The sequence below is a fragment of the Cryobacterium sp. TMN-39-2 genome (assembly GCF_004402745.1).
Classification (GTDB): domain Bacteria; phylum Actinomycetota; class Actinomycetes; order Actinomycetales; family Microbacteriaceae; genus Cryobacterium; species Cryobacterium zongtaii.
Genome location: NZ_SOFX01000027.1, coordinates 235,034 through 251,614 on the forward strand (window position 1 = coordinate 235,034; position 16,581 = coordinate 251,614).

17 protein-coding genes are annotated in these 16,581 nt (G+C 67.4%); 6 read left to right on the top strand and 11 right to left on the bottom strand.

What is annotated here, in order from left to right; genetic code table 11:
* Positions 1-18 precede the first annotated feature (18 nt).
* From E3O57_RS09180 to dut, 7 genes are all read right to left on the bottom strand, one after another.
* Positions 19-999: an aldo/keto reductase gene (locus E3O57_RS09180; RefSeq protein WP_103479536.1), complete on the bottom strand. Its 981-nt coding sequence runs from the start codon at positions 997-999 to the stop codon at positions 19-21.
* Complete coding sequence (locus E3O57_RS09185) at positions 996-1,376, bottom strand: MerR family transcriptional regulator (RefSeq protein ID WP_103479537.1); 381 nt, start codon at positions 1,374-1,376, stop codon at positions 996-998. The genes E3O57_RS09180 and E3O57_RS09185 overlap by 4 nt, the downstream gene beginning before the upstream one ends.
* A 156-nt stretch (positions 1,377-1,532) precedes the next feature.
* Positions 1,533-3,494: a 1-deoxy-D-xylulose-5-phosphate synthase gene (gene dxs, locus E3O57_RS09190; RefSeq protein WP_103459880.1), complete on the bottom strand. Its 1,962-nt coding sequence runs from the start codon at positions 3,492-3,494 to the stop codon at positions 1,533-1,535.
* A 115-nt stretch (positions 3,495-3,609) separates the two neighbouring features.
* Complete coding sequence (gene acnA / locus E3O57_RS09195) at positions 3,610-6,429, bottom strand: aconitate hydratase AcnA (RefSeq protein WP_103479538.1); 2,820 nt, start codon at positions 6,427-6,429, stop codon at positions 3,610-3,612.
* Between the two features lie 121 nt (positions 6,430-6,550).
* The gene (locus tag E3O57_RS09200) at positions 6,551-7,357 is read right to left on the bottom strand and encodes a DUF3159 domain-containing protein (RefSeq protein WP_103479539.1); all 807 of its coding nucleotides are present in this window, start codon (positions 7,355-7,357) and stop codon (positions 6,551-6,553) included.
* 31 nt (positions 7,358-7,388) lie between these two features.
* Positions 7,389-7,982: a DUF3710 domain-containing protein gene (locus E3O57_RS09205; RefSeq protein ID WP_103460028.1), complete on the bottom strand. Its 594-nt coding sequence runs from the start codon at positions 7,980-7,982 to the stop codon at positions 7,389-7,391.
* Between the two features lie 95 nt (positions 7,983-8,077).
* A complete protein-coding gene (gene dut / locus E3O57_RS09210) occupies positions 8,078-8,590 on the bottom strand; it encodes a dUTP diphosphatase (RefSeq protein ID WP_088456345.1) in 513 nt (170 codons plus the stop codon).
* Between the two features lie 38 nt (positions 8,591-8,628).
* Between dut and E3O57_RS09215 the strand changes: the two genes are divergently transcribed.
* Entirely contained in the window at positions 8,629-9,084 is a 456-nt protein-coding gene (locus E3O57_RS09215) for a DUF3093 domain-containing protein (RefSeq protein WP_088456346.1), read from the top strand.
* 6 nt (positions 9,085-9,090) lie between these two features.
* On the opposite strand, the gene E3O57_RS09220 is transcribed toward E3O57_RS09215, so the two are convergent.
* Complete coding sequence (locus E3O57_RS09220) at positions 9,091-9,384, bottom strand: DUF4193 domain-containing protein (RefSeq protein ID WP_066599570.1); 294 nt, start codon at positions 9,382-9,384, stop codon at positions 9,091-9,093.
* A gap of 196 nt (positions 9,385-9,580) precedes the next feature.
* On the opposite strand from E3O57_RS09220, the gene sepH reads away from it, so the two are divergent.
* The 4 genes from sepH to E3O57_RS09240 are packed head-to-tail and all read left to right on the top strand — an operon-like array spanning position 9,581 to position 13,656.
* Complete coding sequence (gene sepH, locus E3O57_RS09225; RefSeq protein WP_088456347.1) at positions 9,581-10,696, top strand: septation protein SepH; 1,116 nt, start codon at positions 9,581-9,583, stop codon at positions 10,694-10,696.
* Positions 10,697-10,725: 29 nt separating this feature from the next.
* Positions 10,726-11,859, top strand: a complete 1,134-nt coding sequence (locus E3O57_RS09230; RefSeq protein WP_103479540.1) for a winged helix DNA-binding domain-containing protein — start codon at positions 10,726-10,728, stop codon at positions 11,857-11,859.
* A gap of 51 nt (positions 11,860-11,910) precedes the next feature.
* Positions 11,911-12,954 (top strand): FUSC family protein, encoded by a 1,044-nt coding sequence (locus tag E3O57_RS09235; RefSeq protein ID WP_341476139.1) that lies wholly within the window; start codon positions 11,911-11,913, stop codon positions 12,952-12,954.
* A 9-nt stretch (positions 12,955-12,963) separates the two neighbouring features.
* Positions 12,964-13,656, top strand: coding sequence for a TMEM175 family protein (locus E3O57_RS09240; RefSeq protein WP_088456349.1), 693 nt, complete (start codon positions 12,964-12,966; stop codon positions 13,654-13,656).
* 88 nt (positions 13,657-13,744) lie between these two features.
* Here the strand turns inward: E3O57_RS09240 and E3O57_RS09245 are convergent, their stop codons facing one another.
* The gene (locus E3O57_RS09245; protein ID WP_088456350.1) at positions 13,745-14,305 is read right to left on the bottom strand and encodes a YceI family protein; all 561 of its coding nucleotides are present in this window, start codon (positions 14,303-14,305) and stop codon (positions 13,745-13,747) included.
* A gap of 174 nt (positions 14,306-14,479) precedes the next feature.
* Here E3O57_RS09245 and E3O57_RS09250 point away from each other — a divergent pair, with 174 nt between their 5' ends.
* The gene (locus tag E3O57_RS09250) at positions 14,480-15,343 is read left to right on the top strand and encodes an oxygenase MpaB family protein (protein ID WP_103479541.1); all 864 of its coding nucleotides are present in this window, start codon (positions 14,480-14,482) and stop codon (positions 15,341-15,343) included.
* A gap of 19 nt (positions 15,344-15,362) precedes the next feature.
* Here E3O57_RS09250 and E3O57_RS09255 read toward each other — a convergent pair whose 3' ends face one another.
* Positions 15,363-15,935: a hypothetical protein gene (locus E3O57_RS09255; protein WP_103459886.1), complete on the bottom strand. Its 573-nt coding sequence runs from the start codon at positions 15,933-15,935 to the stop codon at positions 15,363-15,365.
* Between the two features lie 85 nt (positions 15,936-16,020).
* Positions 16,021-16,545: a hypothetical protein gene (locus E3O57_RS09260; RefSeq protein WP_103459887.1), complete on the bottom strand. Its 525-nt coding sequence runs from the start codon at positions 16,543-16,545 to the stop codon at positions 16,021-16,023.
* Between the last annotated feature and the right edge of the window lie 36 nt (positions 16,546-16,581).

A 16,581-nucleotide genomic window follows, 5' to 3' on the forward strand; every position in this document is an offset into this window, starting at 1 on the left:
TTCGGGAACAGATGCGGGCTACCGGTTCAGCGGGCTCATGTCGGCGTAACGGTCTCCGACCGGGGCGTCGATCGCGGACAGGGTTGCGAGCTGGGCAGCGCTGAGCACAAGCGCATCCGCCGCGACGTTCTCCTCGAGCCGGCCCACCCTCTTGGTACCGGGGATCGGGGCGATGTCGGTGCCCTGAGCGAGCAGCCAGGCCAGGGCCACCTGGGCCGGCGTCGCATCGAGTTCCGTCGCGACAGCGTCGACCTGCTCCACGATGCGGATGTTGGCGGCGAGGTTGGCGCCGGCGAACCGGGGATTGCTGCGCCGGAAGTCATCCTCGTCGAGCTGGTCGAGTGTACGGATGGCGCCGGTCAGGAAGCCCCGACCGAGCGGCGAGTACGGCACAAAACCGATCCCGAGCTCGCGCACCAGGGGCAGCAGTTCCGTCTCGGGCTCGCGGCTCCACAGAGAGTACTCGGTCTGCAGCGCCGTGACCGGGTGAACGGCGTGGGCCCGCCTGATGGTGTCCGGCGCCGCCTCCGACAGGCCGTAGTGACCGATCAGGCCGGCGCTGATGAGCTCGGCCAGGGCACCGACGGTGTCCTCGATGGGCACGCCCGGATCCATCCGGTGCTGGTAGTAGAGATCGATGTGATCGGTACCGAGGCGGGCCAGTGACCCTTCGACGGACAAGCGCACGTTCTCCGGACTGCCGTCCAGTCCCCTGGAGCCGTCGGTGCGGTGTTGGATGGTACCGAACTTAGTGGCGATGACCACGTCGTCGCGGCGCCCGGTCAGCGCCCGGCCGAGGAGTTCCTCGTTGAGGTACGGGCCGTAGATTTCGGCGGTGTCGAACAGGGTGACACCGAGGTCGATGGCTCCGCGGATGGTGCGGATCGACTCGCCATCGTCGGTGCCGGCGCCGGAGTAGAACGCTGACATTCCCATGCAGCCCAGGCCGAGACGGCCGACCTCGAGTGGAGTGCTGGTACCCAGGGTGATGTGTTTCATGCTGTGGTCCTTTCGGCGTAGAGGGAGATCTTGTGGTCGATGGCGGCGAGGCTCGCCTGCATCTCGGCGAGCTGTGCCACGACGGCGATCCGGTGGCGTTGCAGCAGCTCGAGGCGCTCCGGCGTGGTGTCCCCGCCGCGCCGGGCGAGGTCGGCGTACTCCTTGACCTGCGCGATCGGCAGGGCGGTGCTGCGTAGCCGGGTCAGGAAGGTGATCCAGGTCACGTCCCGCGCCGAGTATGCCCGGTGGGTGGACGCAGCCCGATGGATGGGTGCGAGCATCAGGCCCGCTCGCTCGTAGTACCGCAGCGTATGGGCGCTCAGCCCGGTGCGCTCGGCGACCTCGGAGATCGAAAGCTGTTCGTCGGGTGGGGTCATGCTGCAACCCTAAAACCTCGAGTGCACTCTAAGTCAAGCGGTGTCCTGATCCGGCCATAACCATCCGCCAAAGCGGTCGCGTGGTCGCCTCGACGTGGTGGAGGTGACCACAGGGCCGCTTTCGCGGAACATAGCGACGGGCGGCGGGTGAGGCGGTCAGTCGCGGGGGGCGCGCTGCAGGGGGACGGTGCCGGTTTCGGGGCGGTCGGCGTCGGCCGGCAGGGGGCGGGCGTGCGGTAGCTTGCTGCCGAGGACCATCGCGACGACGTCCCTGGCGATGTGCTGCGGCGTGAGGCCGACCCGCTCGAGGATCTCGGCGCGGGTGCCGTGGTCCAGGAACTCGTCAGGCAGACCCAGCTCGGTGACGGCGGTGTCGACGCCGGCCTCGCGCAGGTCCTGACGGATGCGGGTGCCGATGCCGCCCACCCGGATACCGTCCTCGATGCTCACCACGATGCGGTGCTGGGCGGCGAGTTCGATGATGCTCTGGGGCACCGGGACCACCCAGCGCGGATCGACGACGGTCGCACCGATGCCCTGGGCGGCGAGCCGCTCGGCGACCTCGAGGCCCATTCCGGCCATCGGACCGACGGTGACGATCAGCACGTCCTGCTGGCTGCTGCGGAGGAGCACGTCGACGCCGTCGGACAGACGCTCGAGGGCGTCGAACTCGACGCCGGTGCTGCCCTTGGGGAACCGCAGCACCGTGGGCGCGTCGTCCACGAGGACCGCCTCGGCGAGCTCTTCCCGCAGTCGGGTGGAGTCGCGCGGTGCGGCGAGTCGGATGTGCGGGATGACCTGCAGGATTGCGAGGTCCCACATTCCGTGGTGGCTCGGACCGTCCGGCCCGGTGACCCCGGCCCGGTCGAGCACGAAGGTGACGCCGGCCCTGTGCAGGGCGACATCCATCAAGACCTGGTCGAAGGCACGGTTGATGAAGGTGGCGTAGAGGGCGACGACGGGGTGCAGGCCACCGAACGCGAGCCCGGCGGCGCTGGTCACCGCGTGCTGCTCGGCGATGCCGACGTCGTGCACCCGCTCGGGGAACCGCTCGGCCATCTTGTGCAGACCGGTGGGGCGCAGCATGGCCGCGGTGATCGCCACGAGCTTCGGATTGTCGGTGGCCAGGCTCAGCAGCTCATCGGCGAAGACCGAGGTCCAGGACGGTGCTCCCGCGGATTCGGTGGGCTCACCGGTCTCAGGGTCGATGACGCCGACGGCGTGGAACTGGTCGGCGACGTCCTGCACGGCGGGGTCGTAACCCTTGCCCTTCTGGGTGATGGTGTGCACGATCACGGGAGCGCCGTAGTCCTTGGCCTGGCGCAGCGCCTCGAGCATGGCCTCCATGTCGTGGCCGTCCACCGGCCCGATGTACTTGATGTCGAGGTTGGAATACAGCGCCTCGTTGTTGGAGAACCGGCTGAGGAAGCCGTGCAGACCGCCACGCACGCCGCGGAAGATGGCGCGAGCCGGCGCGCCCATGTGGTCGAAGGCCTCCCGGCTGGAGAGGTAGGCGGCCCGGTAGCTGCGGCGCAGGCGCACGGTGTTGAGGAACCTGGCCATGCCGCCGATGGTGGGCGCGTACGAGCGGCCGTTGTCGTTGATCACGATGATCAGGCGCCGGTTGTTGTCGTCGCTGATGTTGTTCAGCGCTTCCCAGGTCATACCGCCGGTGAGCGAGCCGTCGCCGACGACGGCTATGACGTGCCGGTCGCTCTGCCCGGTCATCTCGAAGGCGCGGGAGATCCCGTCCGCCCAGGACAACGAGCTCGACGCGTGGGAGCTCTCGACGATGTCGTGCACGGATTCGCTGCGCTGCGGGTAGCCGGCCAGACCATCGGACTGTCGCAACCGGCTGAAGTCCTGCCGTCCGGTGAGCATCTTGTGCACGTAGGACTGGTGACCGGTGTCGAAGACGATGGCGTCACGCGGCGAATCGAAGATCCGGTGGATGGCGATGGTCATCTCGACCACGCCGAGGTTGGGGCCCAGATGCCCGCCGGTCTTCGAGATCTCCGCCACCAAGAAGGCGCGAACCTCCGCAGCCAGCTCTTCCAGCTGGTCCTTCGTGAGGCCGTCAAGGTCCCGGGGACCGTGGATCGTCTCCAGAAGGGTCATGGGCACTACCTTTCACGTTTGTTGCAACGAACGGCTCACGCCGACGCAGAACTGGCGCGCAGTTCGGATTCCCCGAGTCTACGCGCCAGTCTGCGGCGATTCTGCGAATTCCCGGTTAGACGACGAGCGAGCGCAGCACGTACTGCAGGATGCCACCGTTGCGGTAGTAGTCCGCTTCGCCGGGGGTGTCGATGCGCACGACGGCGTCGAACTCGACAACGGCCTTGCCCGGAGCGGAGTGCTCGGTCGGGGTGGCGACAACGTGCACTGCCTTGGGCGTGCGGCCCTCGTTGAGTTCCTCGATACCGGTGATCGAGACGCTCTCGGTACCGTCCAGGCCCAGGGTCACCCAGGACTCGCCGGCGGGGAACTGCAGCGGGACCACTCCCATTCCGATCAGGTTCGAGCGGTGGATGCGTTCGAAGCTCTCGGTGATGACGGCCTTGACGCCCAGCAGGCTGGTGCCCTTGGCCGCCCAGTCCCGAGACGAGCCGGAGCCGTATTCCTTGCCGCCGAAAATGACCAGCGGGGTGCCGGCGGCCTGGTAGTTCTGGCTGGCGTCGTAGATGAACGACTGCGGCGCATCCGGCTTGGTGAAGTCGCGGGTGTAACCGCCCTCGACGCCGTCAAGCAGCTGGTTGCGCAGCCGGATGTTGGCGAAGGTGCCGCGGATCATGATCTCGTGGTTACCGCGGCGCGAGCCGTAGGAGTTGAAGTCGCTTCGGTCGACGCCGTGCTCCATCAGGTACGCACCGGCCGGGCTGTCGGCCTTGATGTTGCCTGCCGGGCTGATGTGGTCGGTGGTGACCGAGTCGCCGAGCTTGGCGAGCACCCTCGCGCCGACGATGTCGGCGACCGGGCTGGTCTCCAGCGTCATACCGTCGAAGTACGGGGGCTTCCGCACGTAGGTGGACTTGGGGTCCCACTCGAAGACCTCGCTGTCGGGCGTGGGCAGTGAACGCCAGCGCTCGTCTCCCTCGAAGACCTCACCGTATTCCTTGGTGAACATGGCCGTGTCGATCGAGCTGTCGATGGTGGACTGCACCTCGGCGGAGTCCGGCCAGATGTCCTTGAGGAACACGTCGTTGCCCTCGGTGTCCTGGCCGAGGGCATCCGTGTCGAAGTCGAAGTTCATCGATCCGGCCAGGGCGTACGCGATGACCAACGGCGGGCTGGCCAGGTAGTTCATCTTGACGTCCGGGCTGATGCGGCCCTCGAAGTTACGGTTTCCGGAGAGCACCGCGGTGACAGCGAGGTCGTTGTCGTTGATCGCGGCGGAGACCTCGTTGATGAGGGGTCCGGTGTTGCCGATGCAGACCGTGCAGCCGTAGCCGACGGTGTAGAAGCCGAGGGCCTCGAGGTCGTCGGTGAGGCCGGCCTTGGCGTAGTAGTCCGTGACGACCTTGGAGCCCGGCGCCAGGGTGGTCTTGACCCAGGGCTTGGACTTCAGGCCCTTCTTCACGGCGTTCCGCGCCAGCAGGCCCGCGGCGAGCATGACCGACGGATTCGAGGTGTTGGTGCAGGAGGTGATGGCCGCAACGGCGACGGCTCCGTGGTCGAGCGTGTAGCTCGCCCCGTCGGCCGTGGTGATCGGAACCGGGCTCGACACCGAGACGGGAGCGTGGCTCACGTGCTGGTGCGAAACCTGGTGGGCGCTCTGCTCGTCCTCGGCGGTGAAACCGATCGGGTCAGAGGCGGGGAAGGATGCCTCGACGGCCGCGTCCACCATGGACAGGTCGTGCGTGGCGTAGTTCTGCAGGTCGATCTCGAATTGCGACTTCGCGTTGCTGAGTTCGACCCGGTCCTGCGGGCGCTTGGGTCCGGCGATCGACGGTACGACGGTGCCCAGGTCGAGTTCGAGGTACTCGCTGAAGACGGGCTCCTGTGCGGGGTCGTGCCACAGGCCCTGCAGCTTGGAGTACGCCTCGACGAGTGCGACCTGCTCTTCGCTGCGGCCGGTGAGACGCAGGTAGCCGAGGGTGACGTCGTCGATCGGGAACATGGCAGCGGTGGAGCCGAACTCCGGGCTCATGTTGCCGATGGTGGCGCGGTTGGCCAGCGGCACCTGGGCGACGCCCTCGCCGTAGAATTCGACGAACTTCCCCACAACGCCGTGGCGGCGCAGCATCTGGGTGATCGTGAGCACAACATCCGTCGCGGTGACGCCGGCGGGGATGGAGCCGTTGAGCTTGAAGCCGACGACCTTGGGGATCAGCATCGACACGGGCTGGCCGAGCATGGCCGCCTCGGCTTCGATGCCGCCGACGCCCCAGCCGAGCACGCCCAGGCCGTTGACCATCGTGGTGTGCGAGTCGGTGCCGACACAGGTGTCGGGGTAGGCGCGGAGGACGCCGCCTACTTCGCGCGTGAACGTGACGCGGGCCAGGTACTCGATGTTGACCTGGTGCACGATGCCGGTTCCCGGCGGGACGACCTTGAAGTCGTCGAACGCGGTCTGGCCCCAGCGCAGGAACTGGTAACGCTCACCGTTGCGCTCGTATTCGATCTCGACGTTGCGCTCGAGGGCGTTCTCGCTGCCGAACAGGTCGGCGATGACCGAGTGGTCGATGACGAGCTCGGCAGGGGCGAGCGGGTTGATCTTGTTGGGGTCGCCGCCGAGGTCGGCGACGGCCTCACGCATGGTGGCGAGGTCGACGATGCACGGCACGCCGGTGAAGTCCTGCATGATCACGCGAGCTGGCGTGAACTGGATTTCTGTGTCGGGATCGCTGGTGGGAACCCACGCGCCGAGTGCGCGGATGTGATCCGCGGTGATGTTGGCGCCGTCTTCGGTGCGGAGGAGGTTCTCCAGCAGCACCTTGAGGCTGAACGGCAGCTTCTCGTATCCCTTGACGGCGTCCAGGCGAAAGACTTCGTAGTCCGTCGCACCGACGCGCAGGGTGTCCCGAGCTCCAAAACTATTAACAGCAGACACGATGCCCTCTCCTTTGTGGAAACCGACGGGAACCCGTCCGCGATCCTCAATCCTGACCAACTGACGCCGGGTTCTGCCAGCAAGGGTAGCCTTACCGCAAACTATCTTGACGTCGAGATAACTATAGCACCGGCCGCTGTGCGGCGGTCGCCGCGTACACGGAACGCACCATCAGCCAGGAGACCACAAGAAGCGGCGCATACAGCGGGATCCCCATGAGCAGTTTGGTCGCGCCCAACCACTCGACGTTGCCGGCGTAGTACAGGGGAAGCTGCACGGCCAGGCGCAGGATGAACAGTCCCGCCCACATGAAGGTAAGAATTGTCAGCACCCGTCGTTTGGACGGGTCGGCCCGCCAGGCGAGCTGCTCCCCCATCAGGAACCCGACGGCCACACCGATGAGCGGCCAGCCGATCAGTGCGGATACCAGCAGGGCCGCTCCGTACACACCGTTGGTCCAGAAGCCCGGCAGGTAGAAGTCTTCAGCGCGGCCGGTGAACAGGGCGAGCACGGCGCTGAGGCCGATTCCGACGAGTCCACCGACGGCCTGGGTGACGGTCTGTTTACGGGCCAGCCGGAGCGCGAAGAAGATCACCCCGATGATCACCGGAGCGATCAGGGACGGAATCAGCTCACGGGTGAGGGTGTAGGTGACCAGGAAGACCAGGCCCGGCAGGACGGCCTCGACCAGGCCGCGGATGCCGCCCATGGCAGCCAGCAGCGCGTGGCCGCTGATGGGTTCCCCGTCTGCGGCCGGACTGAACCCGGCGCGGCGGGCCGCCGCGGCCATACTGTCGGCGAGGGCGCCGGCGGGCTCTGCCGGGCTGCCGGCACTGTTGGCACCGGCTCTGGCGGCACTGTCAGTGCCGTCGGTGCCGTCGGACGTCTTACGCGGTTCGGGTTCTGGCCCGGAGAGGGAATCCGTCATCAGGTGACTTTCGGTGAGTGCACCTGACGGATCAGGTGCCGGTGGGTTCGGGCTTACCGGCCGGGGTGGCCGGCATCCGCAGCGGGATGAGGTCGCGCGGCGGCATCGGGGCCGAACCGCGCACCACGACGATGCTGCGGAACAGGTCTTCGATCTGCGCTGCGGCTTCGGGGTTGATGGCACCCTCGCCGGCGATGACGCCGCGGAGGAACCAGCGCGGGCCGTCCACGCCGATGAAACGGGCCAACCGGGTGGTGCCCGCGGGACCCTGGCCGGCTGCGACGGGGATCTCGGCGACGAGTTCGGGCCCGAACGGACCTTCGCGCGGAGTGGTCGAGCCACCCTGCTTGGCGATCTGGTCGGCGATCTGGGCGCGGATTTCCTGCCACAGGCCGCTGGAACGCGGCGCCGCAAAGGGCTGCACCTGCAGGGTCGAACCGGCATAGTCCAGGCCGATGGCAACGACTCGCTTGGAGCCCTCTTCGATCTCGAGCCGGAGGTGCAGGCCCTCGCGCGGCAGGATCTTCACGCCACCGAGATCGACGTATGGGCGGACCGGGTTCGCCTCAGACTCGTCGAGGGGACCGTCTACGTCACGGTCGACCGGAGCTGACTTGGCGTGCATGTCGGGGACCTGCTGCTCGGCTCCGGCGAGTTCGGCGCTGTCGGTGCCGGCCGTTTCGTCGGTGCTTGAGCGCGTGTCGGGGTTCACTTTGTCACTCACAGGGTTTCTCCGCTTCGGTGGGCGTCCGTCGGGGCGGACGATTCGGTCTGGGGGGCGCGGTCCGCAGGAGCGCCCGGCGCGACGCCGGTCGAGCCGAAGCCGCCCTCGCCACGCATGCTGCCGGGCAGCCGCTCGACTGGAACGAAGACCGCCCGGGCCACCGGAACCACGATGAGTTGGGCGATGCGGTCGCCGATGTTGATGGGGAACGGGGTGACGGTGTCGGTGTTGAGCAGGCAGACCTTGACCTCGCCCCGGTAGCCCGCGTCAACGGTCCCCGGCGAGTTCACGACGGTGATCCCATGCTTGACGGCCAGTCCGCTGCGGGGGACCACGAAGGCCGCGTATCCGTCCGGCAACGCTATCGACACACCGGTGCCGACGAGGGCCCGTTCACCGGGAGCCAGGACCAAGGCCTCCGAGGCGTGCAGGTCGGCTCCGGCGTCACCCGGATGGGCGTATGTCGGGAGAACGGACGCGGTAATCAGGACTTCGACGCTTTCAGCCACGTGTCGAGGGTAGTGCAGTTATCTGGTCGAATAGACCCATGCCCGATTATCGCGAAAAACTCTGGCCATCCCCATGGCTCTTCATCATCACTGCGCTTGTGATTCCCGCGAGCCTCCTGGTCTTCCTGCCGATCTCGGTGTTGGCGGGGATCCTGACCGGCGCCGGCCTCTACCTCGGCAGCGCCCTGCTGCTGGTGCTGGCGTCGCCGACGGTTTCGGTGTCCGACGGTGTCCTCACCGCCGGCCGGGCGCGCATCGAAACCCGCCTGCTCGGTGAGGCCGTCCCCCTCGAGGCTGCGGACGCCACTCTCGAGCGTGGCCAGAAGCTGGATGCCCGCGCGTGGCTGCTGATCCGTGGCTGGATCGCACCCGTGGTGCGGATCCCGCTTGAAGACCCGACCGATCCGGCGCCGTATTGGCTGGTCTCCAGCCGCCGGCCGCAGAAAATGGCCGCCGCGATCAATGGATCGCGACGGCCAGCATCAAGTAACTAAGCGCGCTTAGGCGTCGCACTCCAGGCAGACCGGGCCGAGCTTGGTCTCGTGCGACATCTGCGAACGGTGCTTCACGAGGAAGCACTCCACGCAGGTGAACTCGTCGGCCTGCGGGGGCAGGACGACGACGTCGAGGTCGAGGTCGGACAGATCGGCGCCCGGGAGGTCGAAGCCACCGGGGTTGTCGGAGTCGTCAACATCAACGACACCAGACATCTTGTCGGGTACACGCTCCTTGAGGGCCTCAATCGACTCTGAGTCGTCTTCGGTCTTTCGCGGTGCGTCGTAATCGGTTGCCATGCCCATCCATTTCATTAACGCCGATAAACGAAATCGGCGGCCATAGTTTGCAACAATCCGTGCGGAATAGCAAACCAATCACCAACCTTTCAGGTTGGCAATGGGAGCAACTTCCGGCACGCCCGCAGTATTCCCCGAAAAATGCCAGATTGCATGGCAGGGTTGGGCCATCAGTAATCGCGAGAGGGCTTTCGCCATGCAGGATTTGAAAGTTATCGGAGTCGAGAACGGCGCGCTGCTTGCAGCGTCAGAGGAGGGTGATCGCTTTCGGATCCCCATCGATGCGGTTCTCCAGTCCCGGCTTCGCCAAACCCAAACGGATGCGTCCGTTCGGCCCAAACTGTCGCCCCGGGAGGTGCAGGCGCACATCCGTGCCGGCATGTCCGCGGAGGACGTCGCTGCAGTGACCGGTGCGTCGCTGGACTTCGTCAAGCGGTTCGAGGGACCGGTGGTCGCCGAACGCGAATACATAGTGTCGAGCGCGCTGAGCGTACCCGTGCACACCGCGATCGACCCCGATCCCATCGACGAGCAGGCCAACTTCGGCAGCGTCATCCGGGAACGCCTGGCGTCCCTGGGTGCGTCCAACGAACGCTGGGCCAGCTGGAAGGAACCCGGCGCCGGGTGGATCGTCAAGCTCGCCTTTACGGCTGACGACATCGACCACGACGCCCGGTGGGGCTTCGAACCCAAGAAGAACACCCTCTCGCCGATCGGCAGTGAGGCCATTGCGCTCTCCCAGCAGGGCGAGCTCAAGGGTGCCCTGATCCCCCGGCTGCGTGCCGTCGGCGCCGAAACCAGCCTGGCCGACGTGAGCCGGTTCGACAGCGGCGCCTTCACCTTCAAGGAATCCCTGGCCGACGACATCCTCAACGACACGGCTCCGCTGCACGATCCGGTGCCGTACGCCCGTTCCGCCGGTACGACGGAGGCCGTGTCCAAGGCCGCCATCAAGCGAGCGGCCGAACCGCCGCAGAGCCTGAGCGAGACCGCGGACTTGCTCGAGTCGCTTCGCCGCCGCCGCGGCGAACGGGAAGCGGCCGCCGGAGAGACCGAAACGCCCGTCACGCCAGTGGTGGATACCCGCCGTACCGAGCGGGCACCGGCCGAGTCCGGGATCCGCCTGGTCAACGAGGCTCCCCCGGTCGCCGAGGCTGCCACCGCAGCCCCCGAGGAAACCCGCAACGTGTGGGCCACTCAGGCCGCCACGGGCCAACCACGCACCGGTCAGACCGGTCGCCGCGGCCGCGCATCGATGCCCAGCTGGGACGAGATAGTCTTCGGCGCACGAACCGACGACGACCTGGCCTGATCCTCACCTGAGTCATAGGCTGCGGTTCCATGACGCGTGCCTCCCGCTCCGACATCACCCGGCGTCGCCTGGCCAGCCAGGCGCTGACCGGGTCGATCACCGAGGCCGCCCAGGTCGTCGACCGCATGCTGGCCGTGCAGGCGCAGGACCTCCGCTGGGCGAAGTGGGCCGTTGCCGTGCGGGCCCCCGGAAGCACCTCCGCCGACATCGACACGCTGATCGACTCCGCCAGGATCGTGCGCTCCTGGCCGATGCGGGGAACCCTGCACCTGGTGCCGGGGCCGGACCTGGCCTGGATGCTCGGACTCACCACCGCCAGGCTCTGGGCCGGTGCGGCAACCCGGCGCCGCGACCTGGGCCTGGACGAGGCGACCATCGAACGCTCCCGCACCGTGGCCGAGAATGCCCTCAGCGGCGGACGGGAGCTCACCAGGGCAGCCTTCCTGGCACTGCTGGAGCGCCACGGCATCGGCACAGACGGCCAGCGGGGATATCACCTCATCTGGCACCTCGCCCAGTCGGGAACCCTCTGCTGGGGCCGGCAGCTCGACGCCCAACAGATGCTCGTGCTGCTCTCGGACTGGGTCCCGCACCCCCGGCAGCTCGAACGCGACCAGGCACTGGGCGAATACCTGCTGCGCTACCTGGCCGGACACGGGCCGGCTCCCCTGACCGACTTCGCCTGGTGGTCCCAGCTCACCATGAGCGACGCCAAGACCGCCCTGGCCGTTGCGGGAGGGCAGCTCAACAGCCTCGACGTCGACGGCGTGAGCCACCTGCTCCCCCAGAGCTCAGATCTCGGACCGCTGGGCCGCGCCGCGCCGGGGCGCGGTCCCAGTGCCGTGCTGGCCCTGCCGGGCTTCGATGAATACCTGCTCGGCTATCGGGATCGCAGCTTCGCGATCGAACCCGAGAACCTGACCAGGGTCGTCCCGGGCAAGAACGGGATCTTCCTGCCCGTCCTGGTTCGCGGCGGCCGCATTTTCGGCACCTGGCGGCGCGACTGGCAGCCCCGGGCGATCACGGTGCACCCTGCGCCGTTCACCCCGCAGGGCGCCGCATCGCTCCCGGGAACCGATCGGGCCCTTCACGAATACGCCCGCTTCCTCGGCCGCCCGGTGCAGGTGCTTCCGGCCTCACCGACCGTGCCCGCCGCGCCCTAGCCTGCCGTGGTGAGACCGGTGATCGGTCCGGTCCGTCGGGCCTTGTACCCTATGACAGTGCGAATAACGACCAGCCTGCGAGTATCCAGACGGATCCCGCTGCTGCAGACCCTCAAGACCTCGGTCGCCGTGGTCCTGGCCTGGGTAATCTCGCTGTGGCTCCTGCCCGGCGAGCTGCCCATCTTCGCCGCGATGGCCGCCATCTTCGTCGTGCAGCCCAGCATCAACCAGTCCCTGGGACGGGCCCTGGAACGCAGCCTCGGCGTCGTCGGCGGAGTCCTGGTCGCTCTGGGCATCGGGCTGTGGTTCGGACAGGACAGCTGGATCGTCCTGGCGGCGATCGTGCTCTGCATCCTGCTGGCCTGGGCCCTGAAGCTGTCGCCTGGCTCGGCGAATCAGATCCCGATCAGCGCGATGCTCGTCCTCGTGCTGGGTGCCGCGACACCGACCTACGCCAGGGACCGCATCATCGAGACCATCCTGGGCGCCGCGATCGCCGTGATCGTCAACGCGTTGATCGTCCCGCCGGTGCTGCTCACGCCCGCACACGACGCGGTGACCCGGCTCACCCTGGAGGTGGCCGCGACCTTCGACCGGGTGGCCACCGCGCTGCTGAGCCCGCAGAAGTACGCCGATCTGGAGAGCCTGATGATCCAGGCCCGACTACTGCGGCCCATGTTGGCCAAGGCCGAACGGGCCATCAGCCAGGCCGAGGAGAGCCTGACACTCAATCCCCGCCAAAGCAGGCACCGCGAGGTTCTCGACGCCGACACCGACCTCTACGCCCGCCTGGTGCCCCTGGTCACCCGGGCACTGGGCATGACGAGAGCGCTGCGGGACCACTACGACGACAGCCTGCACCTCGAGCCCACCGTGCAGGCCTTCGCCATCGAGCTGGAGAGGGCCGCGCACGATCTGCGATTGCTCACCGTGCCGGCGGACGGGAAGCCGTCCGCCTCAGCGGCTCCGGGGATCGAGCCGCTCGCCCTGACGGCGCCGCTGATGATCATGACTCCACATCCCCAGCACTGGATCTTGATCGGCGCCCTGATGGAGGACCTGCGACGGGTGCGCGAGGAGATCACCGGCGAGTAGGCTGCCCGCATGTCGAGCAGCCCGGAGCCCGAGCGCCACGCTGCGCCGACCACGGCGACGACGGCCCGGCGAACGGTTCTGTCCACCCGGCGGCTGGAATCGTACACTGACGGCGTCTTCGCCATCGCGGCCACGCTGCTGGTGCTGAACGTCTCCGTGGACAGCATCGGCGTCGTGACGTCGAACGCCGAGTTCCTACGGCAGGTCAACGCCTTGGCACCGAGCATCCTGAACGTGGTCATCAGCTTTCTGCTGCTCAGCCTGCTGTGGCTCATTCACGTGCGTCAGTTCGAGTTCATCCCCCGTGTGGATACCACCATCATCTGGCTCAACAATTTCCGCCTTCTCGGCGTGGTCCTGGTTCCGTTCACGACGAGTCTCAACGACGAACTCAGCCGGTACCTGCTGGGCCGCACGCTGTTACCCCTGAACTTCTTCGTGATCCTGCTCTTCAGCACCTGGCAGTGGTTCCACGCCAGCTCTCCCCGCAGACAGCTCGTGCATGGCGCATCCGCCACCGCCGTTCACAACGCACGGGTGAACAATGTCAGCGCGCTCGCACAGTCGTTCGCCGTCGTTCTGCTGGCGACGCTGGTCGGTTCCCCCGCGTTCTTCCTGTTCGCCCTTGATCCGCTCATCGCCCTGGTGTTGCGACGAATCGGGGTCCTGCGGCCGACGCCGGACGAACCGGTGGCCGGGTGACGGGCGGAACCGCACACAGAGACAACACAACCCAGACACAACAACGGGGACCCCACTGGTGGGATCCCCGTTGCGCGATGCCGAGTGCTTAGGCCTGGAGGGCACCCTGCAGTTCGAGGGTGATGGTGACCTTGTCGCCCAGCAGCATGCCGCCGGTCTCGAGGGCCGCGTTGTAGGTGAGACCGAAGTCTTCACGGTTGACCTGGGTCGTGGCGGTGGCGCCGAACTTGTAGTTGCCGTAGGGGTCGCCGCCGAAGCCACCGAACTCGAAGTCGAAGGTGACGGGCTTGGTGACGCCCTTGATGGTGAGGTTGCCGTCCACGAGGTAGTCGCCGCCGACGACGCGCACTCCGGTCGACACGAAGTCGATGGTCGGGTAGGTCTCGGCGTCGAAGAAGTCGCCGGTGCGCAGGTGGCCGTCGCGGTTGGCCTCGTTGGTGTTGATGGACGCGACGACGGCGGACGCCGTGACGCTGGTCTCGAGGGGGTTCTCGGTGGTGACGAAGGTGGCGTTGAAAGTCTCGAACGTGCCCTTGACCTTGCTGATCATGATGTGACGGATGCTGAAGCCGACGACGCTGTGCGTGGGGTCGATGGTCCAGGTTCCCGCTTTGTAGCCCGGGATGGTCGTGGTGGTGATGTCGCTCATGGTGCTCCTCAAGTCCGTGGGGGCGGTGGATTCGCTGCCCTCAGGTATATGCAAGCGCATAGGACTACAGGATATTCCATCACCGACCAGAAAAGATGTGAACGATTCAGGAACGCACGGAGAACCCGACTCCTCGGCGGGGAAGTAGGCTCGGCCTGTCAAGAGGAGTCCACGATGCCGACAGCGTCCCCGTCCAGTCCGGCGTCCCTGTCGAGCCCGGCACTGAGCATTCGCGATGTGGCCCCGGAAAGCGTTCTGGTTCTCGGCGGCGGTCGCGCGATCCTCCTACAGCTCGCGAACCCCGCCGTCGGGCACGGCGTCGCCAGGCACAGCGACTTCGCGACCCGACCGCTGAGTCGACTGAGCGGCACGCTCTCCTACGTATACGCAGTCACCTGCGGCTCGCCCATCGACCGGGCCGCGGCCGTGCGCCGGGTCTCCCTGGCCCATCGCCCGGTGCACGGCACCCAGAGCGTCGGCGCCCCGGCGTACAACGCTTTCGATCCGCAGTTGCAGCTCTGGGTTGCCGCGACCCTGTACGAATCCGCGACCCGTGTGCACGAGCTGGTCTACGGACCGCTCACGGATACCGACGCCGAGTCCGTCTACCGTGACTACGGCGTTCTAGGCACCGCCCTTCAGGTGCCGCCCGGGCTGTGGCCCGCGGACCGGGAGGCTTTCGCGGCGTACTGGAGCCGCGCAACGTCCGGCCTGGCGACCGACGAGACGACCCGATCGGTGGCCAGGCAACTGCTGCACCCCACCACCGGACCGGTCTGGTTGCGCCTGGCGATGCCGCTGGGGCGCCTGGTCACCACGGGCCTCCTGCAGCCCGACGAACGAGCCCTCTTCGACCTGCCCTGGTCGCCCGGACGCCAGCGCAGGTACAACGCCGTGATCGGCGTCATCCGTCTGATCTATCCGCGCCTGCCGACGCGGCTGCGGCAGGCCCCCATGCGGCACTACCTTCGTGCCGGCCGATCCCTCGCTGCGAGGGATCGCGCGACCGGGCAACCTGGCGGCGCCGACGGGCGTTGACTGGGCTGAGCTGAACCGCCTAGAAGAAGTCGTCCGGGGTACCGGCCGCCCGGGTCACCGCGACGGTGGACACACCGGCACCATCGAGCTTGGCCATTGCGACCCGAAGCCCGGACTCCATCTGGGAGGCCCACACCTCGGTCTCGCGGGCACCGGCCTCGACGGCCGTGAGCCTGGCGAGGGCCTTCTCCTTGTCGGCACGCTCAGTGGCGACCTGCTGGATGCTCAGGGTGACGGCGTAGTACGCCGCCACCATCGAGGCGATCGGCGTGGCGATGACGGCCAAGGCGATGATGCTCTCGTTGGAGACGTTCACGAAGATCATGATGATGAACGCGATCGTCAGAACGGCGATGCCTACGAGAACCACCAGTGCGGCCCGCTGCGGCGGCCCCGTTCTAAGGTCGGAGAGCAGGGTGCGGCTTCGGGTCTTGGTCCGGTTGGGGACCGGGGACTCTGCGGGGTCGACCGGCCCGTCACCCGTCGGCCCGTCGCCGGCGGGCTGAGTGCCCGGCATCGGCAGGCGTTCTGTGGTGGTCGAGGTGTCGAGGGGGAACGTTCGGTCGAACGGGTCATAGCTCTGATCGGTCATGGTCACTCCGTGGGTGGGTTTCGGTAGCTCGGGTGATGTCTCAAGGCTCTGTCGTTGAGGGGATCGTCGTTGCGGGGGTCGTCGTCTAGGGGGTTGGTTTTTCGGGGTCAGTTTCCGCGGATTCTGTCGTCGAGGGTAGCGCGTCCCCGGGAAGGATGACGCGTTTGTAACTGCGGCCATCCGCCAGCTCGACGGTGCGGCTGACCAGTTTACCTCTGCTCACCTGCAGGTACACCGCTTGAACGCTGACGCCGAGCAATCCGGCAGCCTCGGCCACCGAGTGCCCGGGCAGGTCGGTCGGAACGCTGCTGGGCCGCGCGCTGCGCTTGCGTCCGGCATCCAGGCGGGCCGCGATGTCGGAGTCGGTGCCCTGCCAGCGCCACTTGGCCGCGGTGGGTTTGAGCCCGGCGGCATCCGCGATCTCGGGCCAGCCCGCTCCATCGGACAGGGCGTCGCGTACGCTCGCCAGCGCGGCCGGGTCGGCGTCAAGGTGGTGAAGTACCGCACGAATGGCCCGCATCCGCTCCAGCGGCGGAGCCGCCGCGTTGGCGTCCAGCTCCGTCAGCCGGGCCAGCGCAGCCGCCGTCTCCGTGGATAGGAAATGGCCCATGGGTCCTCCTCGATGGTCAGTGGTACTGGCGAGTGG

Excerpts from the sequence above, each read along its gene's own strand:
- E3O57_RS09250 (WP_103479541.1), top strand. The coding sequence starts at position 14,480 with ATGCCGACAGCGTCCCCGTCCAGTCCGGCGTCCCTGTCGAGCCCGGCA.
- E3O57_RS09180 (WP_103479536.1), bottom strand. The coding sequence starts at position 999 with ATGAAACACATCACCCTGGGTACCAGCACTCCACTCGAGGTCGGCCGT.
- E3O57_RS09230 (WP_103479540.1), top strand. The coding sequence starts at position 10,726 with ATGACGCGTGCCTCCCGCTCCGACATCACCCGGCGTCGCCTGGCCAGC.
- E3O57_RS09245 (WP_088456350.1), bottom strand. The coding sequence starts at position 14,305 with ATGAGCGACATCACCACCACGACCATCCCGGGCTACAAAGCGGGAACC.
- E3O57_RS09200 (WP_103479539.1), bottom strand. The coding sequence starts at position 7,357 with ATGACGGATTCCCTCTCCGGGCCAGAACCCGAACCGCGTAAGACGTCC.
- E3O57_RS09220 (WP_066599570.1), bottom strand. The coding sequence starts at position 9,384 with ATGGCAACCGATTACGACGCACCGCGAAAGACCGAAGACGACTCAGAG.
- E3O57_RS09240 (WP_088456349.1), top strand. The coding sequence starts at position 12,964 with ATGTCGAGCAGCCCGGAGCCCGAGCGCCACGCTGCGCCGACCACGGCG.
- E3O57_RS09255 (WP_103459886.1), bottom strand. The coding sequence starts at position 15,935 with ATGACCGATCAGAGCTATGACCCGTTCGACCGAACGTTCCCCCTCGAC.
- dxs (WP_103459880.1), bottom strand. The coding sequence starts at position 3,494 with ATGACCCTTCTGGAGACGATCCACGGTCCCCGGGACCTTGACGGCCTC.
- E3O57_RS09235 (WP_341476139.1), top strand. The coding sequence starts at position 11,911 with ATGACAGTGCGAATAACGACCAGCCTGCGAGTATCCAGACGGATCCCG.
- sepH (WP_088456347.1), top strand. The coding sequence starts at position 9,581 with ATGCAGGATTTGAAAGTTATCGGAGTCGAGAACGGCGCGCTGCTTGCA.
- E3O57_RS09260 (WP_103459887.1), bottom strand. The coding sequence starts at position 16,545 with ATGGGCCATTTCCTATCCACGGAGACGGCGGCTGCGCTGGCCCGGCTG.
- E3O57_RS09205 (WP_103460028.1), bottom strand. The coding sequence starts at position 7,982 with ATGCACGCCAAGTCAGCTCCGGTCGACCGTGACGTAGACGGTCCCCTC.
- E3O57_RS09215 (WP_088456346.1), top strand. The coding sequence starts at position 8,629 with ATGCCCGATTATCGCGAAAAACTCTGGCCATCCCCATGGCTCTTCATC.
- E3O57_RS09185 (WP_103479537.1), bottom strand. The coding sequence starts at position 1,376 with ATGACCCCACCCGACGAACAGCTTTCGATCTCCGAGGTCGCCGAGCGC.